The following is a 16,441-nucleotide window of genomic DNA, read 5'->3' as shown; positions in this document are numbered from 1 at the left end:
TCTCTTTTAAAATTTGGCATTTATTCCTACAGTGAAAGACTTTTGTCCAACCGGCATTGTCATTACTCCGTTATTTGCGTCCTGGAATTCCGGGTCGATACCGTATTTGTTCGCTTTCCAGAGCATGATATTGGATACCTGGCCACGCAGCGCGATCAGTTCTGCCCTCAGTTTCTTCAGTATAAATGAAGGAAGCGTATAGCTTAAAGAAATATCCCTCAGTTTTACGTATGCTGCACTTATCACATTAATATCGCCATGATTATAGTAACCCACATCTCGACGACTATAACTGGTATAACTATCTGCCACATAAGAAGGAATATTTGTCGTCTTTTCATCGCCCTCTGTTTTCCAGCGTTTCGCAAACTCACTATGGAAATTCCCGCTAAATGTGCTGTGTGTGGGATCTCCGGTATATAACAGGTTGGCTTCTCTTCTCATAACGTGTCCCAGGTTGAAAACGGCGTTCGCACTCAGCATCCAGTGGCCGTAATTGAAGATATTGGTAAGACCACCGTTCACAAGAGGTTGGGTGGTTCCTTTGTATTGAACATCCGCAGTAGATGTTACATATGGCGATTTCGTAATCGTGCCGTCCTGCAGTTTGATCTGTGGGTCGCCCATGTTATCCAATCCCATATTTTGATACGCAAATACGCTATATGCAGGATAACCTTTCACATAACTCTGATAAATTCTCAGGTAACCTTCGGTGGTATTATAGGCAGAGGTTACATTCACGAGCTTGTTTTTATTATAGGATATATTCAGTATGGTGCTCCATCTGAAGGATCCTCTTTTAAGGTTCATAGTGGTCAGACTGAGTTCACCCCCTTTGTTACTGAGATCACCCACGTTGCCGATAACGGAAGTATACCCGGTCAGTGCATTGGTCGGCATGTACCCCAGCAGGTTGGAGGTCTCTTTGTCATACAGGTCCAGTGTACCGGATATGACACTGTTCAACATGGAAAAATCTATACCGAAATTGATTGTTTTGGTGCTTTCCCAACTCAGCTTTCTATTAGCCGGAGAGGATATGTAAAGCCCTGCGCCGTTAGGTAAAAGGGCACTGGGATATCTCGACAAAATATCAAAGGAAGCAGAAGTACCCGGGCTCGGTGCATTGCCCGATAATCCATATGTAGAGCGGAGCGCCAGTGTGTTTAACAAGCTTGACCCGGAAAGGAAAGGTTCATTGGATAAGATCCATTTTGCACCTAAGCTCCAAACCGGTTTATTCTGTGCTGATTTATCCAGTCCAAACAGGTTACTTTTGTCAATACGAAAACTTCCATTGATCGAATATTTCTTGTTGTAGGTATAAGCGCCGTTCGCAAAGTAGGATCTGAATCTGGAAATTGATTCCGTTTGTGAAAAGTAATTATCACTCAGCATGCTGACAATTCCGTAGTTGGGAATAATAGTACCGGAAACACCTGTTGTGCTAAGTGTTTGGTAGTCCAGCATAGTAAACGTCTGTAATTGCCTGTTATAACCGCGAACCTGGCTGGTGTTAACCACCCCGTGTTGTTCCTGTAATTCCTGCCCGGCAAGTACACTCAGCTGGTGTTGAGAATTATTCCAGCTATTGTTGTAATTCAACAGGTTTCTTACCGTCCAGGTACGATTGGTAGAATTATTGGTGGCAAAGGTACCACCGGTAGTAGGCAGATAATATATAGGGCTGGAAGAGGCGGTAGGAGCTACGGTAAATTGAAGTAACTCATATCGCATATTATAGCTTTTGATATCATCATAAGATTCTCCCCTGGTACTGCCGCTGATATATCCATAGGTACCGGAAAAACTCAGTCCTTTAAACAGGGATACATTCACATTCAGGATATTCCTTACATTCAGCTGGTTTGATTTCGTATAGCCATAATTTAATTCATCAAGTGGTATATAGTCCAGGTTAATACCACTCCTTTCCTGGTAATCTTGCCTGATAGAATCGCTCAGGGTACCCATATAAGGCATGGAAAGGTTGTGGCCATCCGCATCCCTGAACAGCTGATAAGGGTAGAACCGGGAATCAGCGGTGACCGGTCGCTTCGCATTGGAGAGGGTGTTGGTCAGGTCTGTGACCAGGTCGAAGTGAACATGAGGACCGGCAGAAAACTCCTGCCTGAGATTCAGTTTGTAGGTATTGGTATTATTACCTGGCTGATAGCTGGTATTCCGGGTATAGGCAAAAGAGCCATAAAAGGAATAGAGCCTGTTGCCGCCAGTTACAGAAACCGTTTGATTGGATAATAGGGCATTTGAATAAAGGAGTTCTTTGATTTGTTTCCTGTTATCAATGGCAGATAAGCTATCCAGGCTTTTAATAGCCTGTTCATCAGTGATAATACCTCTATAACGGTTGTAGAAGATCACTTCATGCGGAGGCATACCAGAAAGCGGATAAGCCGTCTGTGATTCCCAGGGATAAGTTTCCGGATCAAAAATTTCTTCTGCGTTCGTAATAAAATCCCTGCTATTCATACCAGGGTAATAGTTAGTGTTAGGTTTCCCCTGGAAGTTAAGGAAAGCATCATATTGCACCCTTAATTTTCCGCCGGTACTCCCTTTTTTAGTATTAATAACAATCACCCCATTGGCCGCTCTGGCACCCCATATAGAAGCAGCTGTCGCATCTTTCAGGACGGTTACGTCTGCTACATCCTGTGGGTTGATGGTGTTAATGTCATTGATTGGGATACCATCCACAACATATAGCGGGTTCCTGTTGGTACCATTGCCATATACCCCCAGTCCGGGTAATATCTCCGTACCAACAGTGGTCAGGCCTCTAACCAGGATAGGGTTTTGTGCGGCACTGGGACTATTATTAATGACCAACCCCGGAACAAGCCCATCCAGCCGTTGCAGGATATTCATGCTAAAAGACCTTTCATATACCAATGACATCTCCGGTTTTCCGAAGGCGCCAGCGCTTCTCTCTTTGGCCAGCGTCTGATAACCATTGGAAACAACTGCAATTTCAGTGAGCTTATTGATTTCAGCTTTCAGGACTATATTTAAATAATTGAATGATTCGCCAGTCACTACAATTTCCCGGGTCTGATACCCTATAAAGCTGATGACAATAACATCTCCTGATTTTAAATCTGGCAACGTAAATTCTCCGTTACTATCTGTCCCGATCACATTGGGTGTTCTTTTGAGGCGGATAGTAGCCCCTTTGAGAGGGGTACCAATAGAATCTGTAATACGGCCTTTGAGCGTAATAGGTGGAATAGAATAATCGACAGGCGCCGGGATGCTCTCTTTTTTCCGGAATAATACGACGTTGTCTTTAATTTCATAGGTAATGGGTAAACCGGACAGACAACTATCCAATAATCTTTCAATGGCGACATTTTGGCAGGAAATACTGATCATCTTTGCGTCTTTCAGGAGGTCTCTGCTATAAAAGAAGTCATAACCTGTTTGATGCCTGATTTCCTTCAGGACACTACTGACAGGTGCATTTTTAACATTTACGCTTACAGTCTGGCCCTTAGAACTGGCGCTGACCTGCATGGCAATCACCAAAAGCAGCATTGCGCTGAAATTCATAATTAGCAGGGGTTTTTGGGCATAATAAGTCCATATGCCCGTTTTCTTGGCAAAATTTAAATACATTTGTTTAGCTGGTTTGGTTGATTATAGACGTTTAATTCAAACTATTACTGGCCGTTAGCCGATTTGTGTTCCAACCACAATCGGCTTTTCAGTATTAGTCTTCTACTGTTACTGTTCTTTCTTTAAGAATAAAATGTACTTTCCCCGATTTTTCTATAATATTTAATACATCTTCCAGGCTTCTGCTCCTTAAAATTTCACCTTCAAAAATTTCATTAGACCTGGTATTTTTATATACAATTCTGATATCATACCACCTGGCGATATCCTGCATTATTTCCTGTAGCTTGCCGTTAAATTTAAAGTAACCATCTTTCCAGGATACGGCTTCCTCAGTATCTATCCCGTGCTTTACCTGGATCAGGTTATCCCTGTTGCTGGACTGATCTCCCGGGGCCAGTTGTACCCGCTGTTGTCCGCTTGATACAACTACAGCGCCTTTTACCAATGTTGTCTTTACTGCCGGTGCATCAGGATAGGCCATAATATTAAAGGAGGTACCTAATACCATTACTTCCTGGTTCCGGCAGGTGATCTTTAAAGGGTGTTCGCTGTTTTTGCTGACTTCAAAATACGCTTCCCCTGAAAGCTCAATTTTCCGGTCGCTGCCAGCGAAAGGCAATTCGTAGGTAATAGAAGAGGAGGCATTTAACCACACATGTGTCTGGTCTGGAAGCAATATCTGCCACTGGCCACCTGAGGGTGTCCTTACCGTATTGCGTTCTCTTCTTTTGCTACCCCGGGCATTGGCCGGAAGGTCGTATACGATTTGTCCGTTTGGCAGTTTTTTTATGCTTCCTCCACCTGCCAGTGCAACGTCAACATGGTTGGTGTTGTTCAGCATGATCGTCTGTCCATTTCCTGTAGTCAGGATTGCTTGGTCAGTTCCGGGTACTATTTGTGCAAGCGCGCCAGGTTGTTGTTTTGGCAGATTTTCCTTCCGTATCAGCCAGAACGTGCCTGCGGCTATAATCACCAGAACTGCGGCAGCGGCTTTAAACGGCCACGATTTATAAAAGCCCAATGTATGCTTAGCCTCCTTTTTGATAAAGAGTTCAATATGATCGTACACTTTTTGCAGCCGGATATCTGTATCTGGCGGTTGGTAAAGTGGTATGTCTTCTCTTTGTATTTCTTTAATAATCAATTCCTTAAGAGGGCGTTCTTCCGCGGGAATCTTGAAGTGGTCCAGTAGAATACCTATCTCTTCTTCAGTACAATCATCATTGACATATTTCCAGAAAATCTCATGTAATGAAGATTCCATTGAATGTTTTTTTATTAATAAACGGCATAATTAAAAAGCAATGAATGATGCTGAAAAAAAATCGGGCTACAGAAGAATTAGTGAAAGACAAATTTTAATGAAATATAAATTAATATGTTTTATGTTTGTCTATTGTCCATAGATACTTTGGAAATTATAGATATAAAATATCAGGAAGAGTTACTCATTCAGCTCAGAAATGATGCTGAACCGGCTTTTAATGCACTGTATCAAGCTTATAGTAAGCCCATTTGGTTGAGAATTTTGCGGTTGGTAAAAGACAAAGATATCGCAGATGAGTTGCTACAGGAGGTATTTATTAATATCTGGAAGAACAGGCAGCAGATAGATCTGGAGAAATCTTTTAAGGCCTTCATTTATACAGTCGCTCAAAACCTGGTATATAATTATTTCCGGAAAAATGCCTCGGATTCCAATCTTCTTCAAAACCTGTTATTACAAAGTCCTCAGCATTACATGAATGTAGAGCAGCTAATGGAGGAGAGAGAGCTCAAAAGGTTACTCGACGAGGCAATTGACCAGTTGTCTCCCCAGCGTAAGCGGGCATTTATATTGTGTAAGGTTGAGGGGCGCAGTTACGGGGAAGCCAGTAAAATAATGGGGGTTTCCATTGCTACCATCAACAGTCATATTACGCAGTCCATGCAATTCTTAAAGGAATATACACTTAAACATCTCAAGGTGATTCTGGTAATCCTGTTTACAGGTTTGAACCGATAGTATTGTTGGCGACCTGGGCATCAAGAAGGTGCTACCGGTAAATTTTTTTAGTAAGAATGGCTGCAAACTGGCATGCAATAGCCTGGGCACTGACCGTCGACAGGCATTCTGGTTTGGGAATGCTTTACATTTGGATCGGAACAATCAATAACAAAATGCTGAAGTTTTTCTTTCTGGGGCTGTTACTTTGTCTTTGCCTGAATTCGCAGGCGCAAGAAAATAAACCTGATTATATAAAGTTTGGACTGGAATTGGATTTCCTACCCTATGTTACAGGTGGTTATTTTGGGGGAGCATGGATTGGGAAAGATGTCTGGAGACTAAGAGCGTTGACCGCTTTTGTAAAAAAGCCTGACTGGTCAACTGAAAAAGATTTTTCCAATCACCAGGTGCATGCCTATGCACTACTGGTAGACCGTTTCCTGAAAAAGGACTGGAAAGGCTGGTGGATCGGAGCCGGACCCGTTTTCTGGAATAGTACTATTCAAACAGATGCAAAGGTGCAAACGGCGAAATTTAATAACTTTCTCCTGAATGGAAGCTTAGGTTATAATTTTACATTGTATAAGCATTTGTACCTGTCTCCATGGGGAAGTTTAAGTCTTCGGATAGCAGGGGATAAAAACGTAGCGGTAGACAATAAGAGTTTTACATTGCCAATAATAAATCCGGAAGCTTCTGTGAAGGTGGGGTATTATTTTTAAGTTGACTTTCTTCATCCCCTGGAAAAATACACGCTGAAACTTATAACCATTCAACGAAGCTTGCTCCTGTTATAGATTACCTGATTGGATGGGTAGCTGCCCATTGCGGGTAGCTGTTACATCAGAGTTGGCGACCATTTTGAATCAGTTCTATCAGATTGCCTTCTAAATCCTTGACATAAGCATACGTATCGCCCTTTTTAACGGCGGGTGATGGCGGAATGACCTGTAATGCCCCATTGTTTATCAGCTCATTAAAAACAGTATGCAGGTCTATTACAATAAGCGCCATGTGACCATAACCCTGAACGGAGGCCGCATTTAATGGGTCAGTAAAGCGTTGCTCCCGCGTGGAGTTTTTCAGTTCAATCAGCTCAACTTTAAAGCCGTTAGGCGCTTGCAACAAAACAGTTCTGACTTGCATGCTTTCAATTTCCAAATGCTGAATTTCCCGCATGTTGAAGCAGGTTTTATACCAGGCTTCCATTTTATCGAGGTTGCCCACAGAAAGTCCAACGTGATCAAGATTCACAGTAGTATCCATGCCTGTTTGTTTTTGTTGCGCCATACTTGTTATTGTAAATATTGCCGCCGCGATCATTAACTTGATTTTTTTATTCATTTCCTGATATTTTATTGTGCAACAAAATTACCTTTGAATTGGTATACAAATGATACCAGTAACCTAAAGGATACCAGACATGAAGGCGAAAGCACTGACTATGACGGATAAAATAAAGTATGTTCAGGACACGCTGTATGTTATTAGTGGCAAATGGAAATTGCCCATCCTTATGACGATGTACGATGGCAAAACCAGGTTTCGGGATATACAGCGTGCCATTCCTGCGATTACTACACGTGTATTGTCTAAGGAACTCAAAGACCTTGAAGCAAATCAGCTCATTATAAGGACAGTCTATGATGATTCGCCGGTTCTTGTTGAATATACGCTGGCGGCTTATAGTGAAAGCTTAAAACCTGTTGTTGACGTGATGGTTTACTGGGGAAATAACCACCGTAAAAAGATTACAGGGAAGTAGTGCTTTGTGATTTAGCATATGTTTGATGCGCTTGATGACCTAGGAGATGAGGGACAATTTGGCTTGACGATGGGGGGATAACTTGAAATCGGATCATCTAAAAGTAATGTCTCCTAAAACTCAATCTGCTATAAGTAGTTCATTTGCTGTTGATGGTTGGATATACCCTTTAATGGATTTTCGCTAATCTCTATCATTTACCGATTGAAAAATGATTAGAATTTTTATTTGAAATACAGTTCTATTTTATTATTTTGCCGTAAATTATACACCGGGGGGTGTAAATAGGTACTTGTTTATTATTTTTAACCCAATAACTATGGATTTATATCTTCTTTATTTAGCATATTGTTTGTAACAATACATAAAATCGGGAATCGCAATAGTCTCTAAGAACAAATCTATTTTTTGGTAGCAAAACCTAATGAGAAACTTTCTCTATACTTATAACTTCAACGATGAAATACATTCCTTTTAAGCAAGGTCGGTATCTATGTACTGTTCTGCTGCTACTGCTTGCAGGTAAGCTTTGGGCGCAGGAACAGAGCGACCTTAACCCAACCGTTTTTAATGTTGCCCCTCCGGCGCCGAATGCCGCCTCTCTGGGAAAATTCGGAGATGTCCCTGTGAATTTGTTCAATGGATTGCCTTCGATATCAATTCCTTTGGGGAAGATTAGTGTTGGGAATGAATTTAATACTGAATTGAGCCTTTCTTACCATGCAGGTGGAAATAGGGTAAATGATATTGCATCGAATGTGGGTTTGGGATGGGCATTGAATGCGGGTGGTGTTATTTCGCGTACGGTGAGGGGACTGCCTGATGAGACAGGAGTGGGATATGTGAATGGTAGTGGAGGAAGGAGAATTATAATCACAGCCTCCGGAGATATGGAGGGTGCTGATAATTATCAGACGTTCAATTTCTCCGCGACTAATCAGCTGGATACGCAGCCCGATGAGTTTAATTATAATGTAGGAGGGATCAGTGGTAAATTTGTAGTAGATACTAATCAACAGATTGTGTTATTACCTTACAGGGATATAAAGATTACCTGGATGCCGCTCATTGATGGCAATATGTACTTTACAATGGTGACCCCTGATGGTACGCAGTATATTTTTGGCAGCACTGATTGGACAATATCAGTTTCCTCCTGCGGAGGTTCTGATGAAATCTATCCATCTTCCTGGTACCTCACACAGATCATTCTGCCTAAAAGTAAACGGACGATTGACTTTACCTATGAATTAGATAAGGGATTACCGGCACCATCAGTTACACAAACCGAAACCAGTTCTCCCTCCGTGCTAGTCTCTGGTGTTTCTATTCAGGGTTGTCCCGGTGCTACGCCTACGCTTTCTACCTGCTACAACAACCGTGTCTGCCAACAGCAGACTTTGAAAACTATTACTTTTCCTGGAGGCAAAGTCACTTTCAATTATAATACAGTAAGGACGGATGTAACTAATTCCAGTAGTGATCCTTTTTATGCATTGAGTGATATCACCTATTCTTCAGGATTTAATAATGTATATACAGATCTGAATAAATATCTGTTTACTTATACCACACCTGTAAGGCTGATGTTGACAAAGGTGAGTCAGGCAGATGTTAATAATAATGTGATTGGGTCTTATACACTTAGTTATAATAGTACGCATTTGCCGGCTATCAATTCCTTTTCACAGGACCACTGGGGGTATTATAATGGAGCAAAAAATTACTCCCTGTTACCTTCTGATAGTGTTACCTCTGGCGGCGACAGGGAACCTAATTTTACCTACACAAAGGCAGATATATTAGAGAGTATAACTTATCCGACAGGCGGCAGTACTACCTTTACTTATGAGAGTAATACTTATAGTCATTACAGCAATTCGATAGAGGTGAATGATGCCGTTTATCAGATACTGACAGCATCAAAGTCAGTGACGACGGGTGTGAATGGGAATACGACTTATCCTGATTATAAGATAGATAGTATTATTGTGAATATACCTTACTTCCAGTATATAAAAGCTATTGTAACCCGTACCTCATCCTTAGGTAATATTAATTCTCTTATCCTCCGGAATATGCAGACTGGTGCAACTTCGAATATAGGAAGTGGTACCCAGTATATACCTGTTGATTCAGGGGAGTATCATATTGTGATGATGACAGAGCATTCCGAGCCAACGGTTTCTTATGAAAAAGTAGCTGTTGATCTGACATACAAGGCAATTACAGGTACGACCGCGATTGCAACGGGAGGCGGGCTTCGATTGAAGGCTATGACAACTTATGATGGTATCAATCATGCTAATGATATCATTAAGAGCTATACTTACAACCTGTCTGGAAATACATCTATGTCATCAGGTTATCTGACCAATAAACCGGTTTATAAATATAAAATGACTGTATGGAAACCAGCCCCTGGTGCTAACACTAATAACGGTGCATATGAGGAGTTGGCTTGTGATATGACTTACAGGACTTCTGCCGCTAATAATGAAATAGAAACCAGCGGTGGTGGTGTGGTTTACAAAGAGGTATTGGAAACAGATAATCAGAATGGGAGTATCAGATATGTGTATGCCTTAGGTGACAATTCTTCAGGTTTAAATAGCTATCCCTTTGGTCCATCTACGAATGTATACCCTGAAAAGGGCATGCTAAAGGCACAGTATACTTATGATAACACAGGGAAATTGTTGACAAAGCAGGAGAATGTATATACTACTTTCCTGAAGGGGAAAGTTCAGGCGTGGAAGGCCGCTTATAGGGAGAAATGGACTTATTATGTAGGATATCCCTGGGAGCATTTTAGTTCTAATTATTATAGTTATCGTAGTGATGGAGCACTGCTTAGCAAATCGACAACGACGGAATATGCTGGGACGGATTCCCTGGTGAGCGTAGTAGATACTTACTATGATAACATGGATCATATACAACCTACGCGTGTACATACGACGAATTCAAAGGGGGATGATGTGTGGACGTATACGAAGTATCCGACTGATTATACTATTCCTGCTGGTACATTGAGTGCTGGGTTGGCGGCAATTAAGACAATGCAGGATAGTAGTATCCATAATTTAGTGATTGAGCAGTATATGCAGCAGATAAAAAGTGGCGTGACGACGACTTTAGGTGGGAAGTTTATAAAGTATAAGACAGTGCCGGCGATGGCAGGGATACAGGTGCAGATAGACACGGCATTTACATTGAAGCGGGCAACAGCACAGGCATCTTTTACTCCGGCTTATATCAGCAGCGGAAATATTATTAAGGATGTGAATTACGATGCGAAAATTAGTTTTAGCAGGTATGATAGTGTTGGAAATATAATTGAGCAAAATAAGGTGAATGATGTTACAGAGGCATATATATGGGGATATAATAATTGTTATCCAGTAGCGAAGATTACGGGTACTACATATGCAAGTGCGATTGCACAGTTAAGTACCAGTGTAATCAGAAATCCTTCGGGTGATGATGTGCTGAGGACAGAATTAAAGAAGTTGAGGACCGGCCTGACCAATGTGCTTGTGAGCAGTTACACATTTAAACCCCTGATAGGTGTCACCAGTGAAACCGACCCTGCTGGCAGAACGTCATATTATGAATATGATCTGTTTGGAAGGTTGATCGTAATTAAAGACCAGAATGGTAAAATCCTCAAGCAGATGAATTATCAATTCGCACAACCTATCACCCAATAACCCGATTACGTATGAAAAAAATATTCATTGGGGTGGCTTTGCTGATAGGTCATGCATTGTATGCCCAAAATATACCAGTGGCCACTTCCACAAGACCAACTGCAACCCCGGTCGCTGTACCAGCTGCGTATTCATCAGGTGTAATTAATTATGTACGTACCTGGGCTCCTTCCATGCCGACTTCAGATACGGCGGTTGTTAGTGCTTCTTCGCGCACAGTGACGGAAGTAAAGATGAGTACGGAATATCTTGATGGATTGGGCCGGACTATACAAACTGTATCAAAGGGAACCAGTCCTGCAGGAAAGGATATCGTACAGCCACAACTATATGACCCATATGGCAGAGAACAATATCAGTATCTTCCTTACGCACAGCAAAGTGGTAATACAAGTGATGGTAGCTTTAAAACAGATCCATTCAATAGTCAAAAGACTTTTTATCAAAGCAGCACACTGAACCCCGGAATCGTTGGAGAAAGTATTTATTATAGTCAAAATACTTATGAAGCGTCTCCATTAAGCAGGATATTGAAGGTAGCAGCTCCGGGAAATAGCTGGGCCGCTAACCCGGTTCAGAAACAATATCTGCTCAACAGTGCCAGTGATGAGGTTAGAATTTGGAATTTTACTACAGGTTTGCCTGTCAGTGGCGGAATTTATACGCATGGAACATTGCATAAAAATGTTGATATTGATGAAAATGGTCAGCAGACAGTTGTATTTACTGATAAAAGCAATCGTGTAATACTTGTCAAAAAATTGATCTCATCGGTATATGGCTCTCATGAAGGGTGGCTTTGTACCTATTACATTTATGATGATCTGGGCCGCCTTGTATTTGTAATGCCTCCGCTTGCTACCAATGCGGTTATAGCCAATGGCTGGGCTGTTACTGCCAGTATAGCGAATGAGTTATGTTTTCAATATCAGTTTGACGACCGTGACCGGATAGTGGTTAAAAGAATACCGGGAGCAGGTGCTGTCTATTCAGTATATGATGTGCGTGACAGAGTAGCCTTTACCCAGGATTCAGTGCAACGGGCTACATCGCCCCAGCAGTGGCTTGGTAATTTTTATGATAATCTGAACCGTGTTTCCATGACTGCCATCTATAAAGCAACTACCACAAGGGAAGCATTGCAGGCCAGTTTGAATACTTCGGTATCTGGTAGTCAGGGCATATCTTATAGTTTCCCTATTCAGTCAGATCTGGTATTAAATAGTTATGACGGAATAACAACATCTTATACAGCAAGCAATAGCATAACAATCATTCCTGGTTTTGAATCCACGAGTGGAGTTGAAATTACGGCAGAAATCACCACTGGTAATGCTGGTACGACCACCGTTGCAGCCACCAATGCGTTGCCATCAATTAGTGCCAGTAGTCTGACTCCATTAACATATAATTATTATGATAATTATAGTTATACCGGTTCATTGGGCTATGTATCAGCAGATGTTTCCAAGCCTCAGGGAGGTTCAAATCCCTATTCAGAAGCTTTACCTTCCAGTCCCAGTTCATTGACGCAAGGATTGAAAACAGGAGCTAAAGTGAGGGTGCTGGGTACTGATCAATGGCTGACAGCAACGATAAATTATGATGATAAAGGGAGAACTATACAAACAATAGGAGAAAATCAAACAGGGGGAAAAGATATTAGTACAAGCCTGTATGATTTTAATGGGAAAGTTCTCAGCACTTATCTTCGTCATTCGAATTCGAAGAGTTCACTGAATCCGCAAACTACACTGTTAACGATGAATTCATATGATGCAGGAGGAAGGTTGCTAAGCGTGATAAAGCGAGTAAACGACGTTACGACCCTGGATCAGACTATTGCAGCTAACACGTATGATGAACTTGGACGATTACAGCGTAAAAGGCTCAATGTGACAGGTACCTCTACCCAGCTGGATACAATTACTTATACCTATAATATTCGCGGTTGGTTGCACGGCATCAATAAAGCATATGTAAATACGACCAGTACGACTAATTATTTTGGAGAGGAATTGAGTTATGATTATGGGTTTACCCGTAACCAGTACAATGGTAATATAGCCGGTGTAAAGTGGAAGGGAGCGAGTGATGGTATGGCCAGGGCATTCGGGTATTCTTATGATCTGAATAACCGTTTAACAGCTGCTGATTTCAAACAGAATACTTCAGGTGCGTGGGCTAATACGACAATAGATTTTTCTGTTAGCAATCTTACATATGATGCGAACGGGAATATTGGATCTATGAAGCAGCAGGGTTTGATAGGGACCACAATAAGTGCTATAGACAGATTGAAATATACTTACCAGTCAGGAAGTAATAAGCTGCTGTCAGTTACAGATACCAGTAATACGATTTCAGCTAAATCAGGAGATTTCAATGATGGCTCTAATTCAGCTACAGTTAATGATTATGCTTATGATGGCAATGGTAACCAGATCAGTGACTTGAATAAGGGAATCACCGCGATTAGTTATAACTATTTATCACATCCTGAAAAGATCTTAATTCCTGGAAAAGGAATGATTACATATCTATATGATGCGGTTGGGACTAAGTTAAAGAAAACAGTCGTTGATAGTACTGTTTCACCAGTTAAAACAACTGTAAGTGATTACGTTGGAGGATTTTTATACCAACAGGATACTTTGCAGCATATAGCTCATGAAGAAGGACGGATCCGTCCGGTGTATGATTCAGGCAAGGCGATTCAATACACTTATGATTATTTTGAGAAAGATCACCTGGGAAATATACGGGTAGTACTGGGCACTCAGCGTGATACGGCTATTTACGCTGCAACGATGGAGACTGCGGTCAGTGGTAAAGAAAATGCTTTATTCAGCAATATCGATAACACTCGTACAGCAATTACAAGTATTTCAAATGGTTATCCAACTGATAATACTACCAGTCCGAATGATTATGTAGCGAAATTAAGTGCTACTGGTCAAAAGATAGGTCCGTCACTTGTATTGCGGGTAATGGCAGGTGATACAATCCGGATTGGTACTACGGTTGCATATAATAGTACCGCAGCTAATACAGGTAATTCAACTGCAGAACAATTAGCTGCCGCGATATTACAGGCTTTTACCGGTACAGGTGTGAGTGATGGTGTACATGCTGGTATAGGTGCGAATTCCCCTATTCAGTCGCAATTTACAAAGGATACTTACAATGCATTGAAGAATAGTGATGCGAATAATAATGCTTCAGATAAGCCGAAGGCATATTTGAATTATGTGATGTTTGATGACCAGTTTAATATGGTGAGTGGGAATAGTGGTATCCGGCAACCTCAGGGCGGTCCGAACGTAATTAATGTGCTGGAGTTGCAATCAATGCGGATAGAAAAGACAGGATTTATTTATATTTATACATTGAATGAGAGTAATGAGCCCGTTTATTTTGATAATTTGATTGTAGTACATAATAAAGGAGCGCTTTTGGAGGAGACGCATTATTATCCATTTGGGTTGACGATGGCGGGGATTAGTTCCACAGCCATCAAAGGAGCAAAATATCCAGAGAACAAGCTGAAATATAACGGAAAGGAATTGCAAAGTGGAGAATTCAGTGACCATTCAGGACTTGAGCTTTATGACTATGGAGCCAGAATGCAGGATCCTCAGCTTGGTAGATGGTGGGTTGTTGACCCCAAAGCATCAAAAATGCCATCGTGGTCGCCTTACTCTGCATTTTATAATAACCCAATACGATTTATAGACCCAGACGGACAAGAACCGACCCCAGCAGAAGCTGCAAGAATGGCGGCTCACGTTTACGGAGATAAAAAGAATGGTATATTAACGGGAGGATGGCAAGTTTCAAGTAGAGATTTTGGATTAACAGGTAAAGATTTAAATAACGGTGCTACAGGGTTAAAATCATTAGTGTATGAAAGAGTTGTAAATGGAAAAGTAACCGAATATACTTATGCGACAGCAGGAACAGAAGCAAGTTGGAAAGATGTAGGTGCCGATGTAAAACAACCTTTAGGCTTATCTAAGCAATATGCTAAGGCTGCTGATAATGCTAAAACTATTTCAGGTGAATTAGGCTCAACTGAATTAACATACGTTGGACATTCATTAGGTGGCGGAGAAGCAGCTTTAAATGCATTGGTAACAGATAGGAAAGCAATTACCTTTAATGCTGCAGGAGTAAGCGACATAACAAAATTTGTAGAAGGTACTTGGAAAACCCCATTTAAGTCAGAGGGCAAAATTGATGCTTATATAATGGCTACAGACCCTTTGAATAATCTTGAAAATAACACTGCATTACCAGATGTAAATGGAAACCGTCATTATTTAATGCCAACAGACGCATCATCTATATATAATGGGCATAGTATGGATAACGTATTAAAGAATTTTGGGGTTAATAATCCTGATGAATATAAGAAATAATGAAAACAATGATTATACAATTAGTATTCTCTTGTTTGTTGCTTTCTTGCTCAAACATTAACAGAGATACGCCAGTGGATAAAACGGATTTAACAGGTGATGATTATCGACTTTTTCAAAATACTCCAGCTTGGGAATTAGCCAAAGCTGTACAGGATGAAAATGAAAAAAAGATAAATGAAATAGTCTCAAAAGATTCCAAGCTAATAAACTATCAAGAGCCAAAATATGGCAATACGCTTTTGATGCTTACAGTTAGTAATCAACAAATGAAGTCCTTTAAAATTTTATTAGAACAAAAGGCAGATGTGAATATACATAATTCCTATGAAGGTACTTCTGCACTTATAGAGGCTTGCTCTTTTAAACAGTATGAAATCGAGTATGCTGAAATGCTTTTACAAAATGGAGCTAATGCAAATGATATTCAAACCGACAAAAGCGAGCCAAATAAAGTAAAGAGTGCTTTGATGAAATCGGCTAAAACGGGTAAGTTAGATTTGGTTAAATTACTTATAAAGAATGATGCCAATGTAAACTATCAAAATGAATATGGTCAATCAGCATTAAGTGAGTCTATAATGGTAAGTAGATATGAAATATCTTATTACTTGCTACAAAATGGCGCGGATTACAAACGTCCAATTTTTTACAGACCTGATTATTCTATACCAGTAGAAAATCAAGACCCTAGCGACAAAGGAAAGCCGATGTATTTGGTTGATGTATTAAGAGAAGCGTTTTTAGATTTTGATACAGACGAGTATAAATACAAAATGCAGATAGTAGATTTTCTAAAGAGCAAGGGTATTGATTACAGAGCAACACCAATCCCCGAATACATTAAAAAGAAGGCCCAAGAAAATTATCCCAACAGTTGGCAAGAATATTTAGAAAAGTATTAAACGAAAAGCCC

General features: G+C 40.8%; 9 protein-coding genes. 6 read left to right on the top strand and 3 right to left on the bottom strand.

Annotated features, from left to right (window positions below):
• Nucleotides 1-6: 6 nt before the first annotated feature.
• Entirely contained in the window at nt 7-3,570 is a 3,564-nt protein-coding gene (locus BW716_RS09575; protein WP_179091061.1) for a SusC/RagA family TonB-linked outer membrane protein, read from the bottom strand.
• Nucleotides 3,571-3,730: 160 nt separating this feature from the next.
• Nucleotides 3,731-4,903 (bottom strand): FecR family protein, encoded by a 1,173-nt coding sequence (locus BW716_RS09570; RefSeq protein ID WP_083722315.1) that lies wholly within the window; start codon nt 4,901-4,903, stop codon nt 3,731-3,733.
• Nucleotides 4,904-5,017: 114 nt separating this feature from the next.
• Here BW716_RS09570 and BW716_RS09565 point away from each other — a divergent pair, with 114 nt between their 5' ends.
• Together BW716_RS09565 and BW716_RS09560 are read left to right on the top strand one after the other, a co-directional pair.
• A complete protein-coding gene (locus BW716_RS09565; protein WP_220388734.1) occupies nt 5,018-5,644 on the top strand; it encodes an RNA polymerase sigma factor in 627 nt (208 codons plus the stop codon).
• Nucleotides 5,645-5,700: 56 nt separating this feature from the next.
• Nucleotides 5,701-6,348, top strand: a complete 648-nt coding sequence (locus BW716_RS09560) for a hypothetical protein (protein ID WP_083722314.1) — start codon at nt 5,701-5,703, stop codon at nt 6,346-6,348.
• A gap of 121 nt (nt 6,349-6,469) precedes the next feature.
• On the opposite strand, the gene BW716_RS09555 is transcribed toward BW716_RS09560, so the two are convergent.
• Complete coding sequence (locus BW716_RS09555) at nt 6,470-6,970, bottom strand: VOC family protein (protein ID WP_220388733.1); 501 nt, start codon at nt 6,968-6,970, stop codon at nt 6,470-6,472.
• Between the two features lie 79 nt (nt 6,971-7,049).
• Between BW716_RS09555 and BW716_RS09550 the strand changes: the two genes are divergently transcribed.
• The 4 genes from BW716_RS09550 (at nt 7,050) to BW716_RS09535 (ending at nt 16,430) form a co-directional block, all read left to right on the top strand.
• A complete protein-coding gene (locus BW716_RS09550) occupies nt 7,050-7,391 on the top strand; it encodes a helix-turn-helix domain-containing protein (RefSeq protein ID WP_083722313.1) in 342 nt (113 codons plus the stop codon).
• Between the two features lie 458 nt (nt 7,392-7,849).
• Entirely contained in the window at nt 7,850-11,104 is a 3,255-nt protein-coding gene (locus BW716_RS09545; protein ID WP_083722312.1) for a SpvB/TcaC N-terminal domain-containing protein, read from the top strand.
• An 11-nt stretch (nt 11,105-11,115) separates the two neighbouring features.
• Complete coding sequence (locus tag BW716_RS09540; protein WP_083722311.1) at nt 11,116-15,525, top strand: DUF6443 domain-containing protein; 4,410 nt, start codon at nt 11,116-11,118, stop codon at nt 15,523-15,525.
• Complete coding sequence (locus tag BW716_RS09535) at nt 15,525-16,430, top strand: ankyrin repeat domain-containing protein (protein ID WP_083722310.1); 906 nt, start codon at nt 15,525-15,527, stop codon at nt 16,428-16,430. Before BW716_RS09540 ends, BW716_RS09535 begins: the two co-directional genes overlap by 1 nt.
• Nucleotides 16,431-16,441: the final 11 nt, after the last annotated feature.

It is taken from the genome of [Flexibacter] sp. ATCC 35208, from assembly GCF_001975825.1.
In the GTDB taxonomy this organism is placed as follows: Bacteria; Bacteroidota; Bacteroidia; order Chitinophagales; family Chitinophagaceae; genus Chitinophaga.
This window is presented reverse-complemented; position numbering and strand designations above follow the sequence as displayed.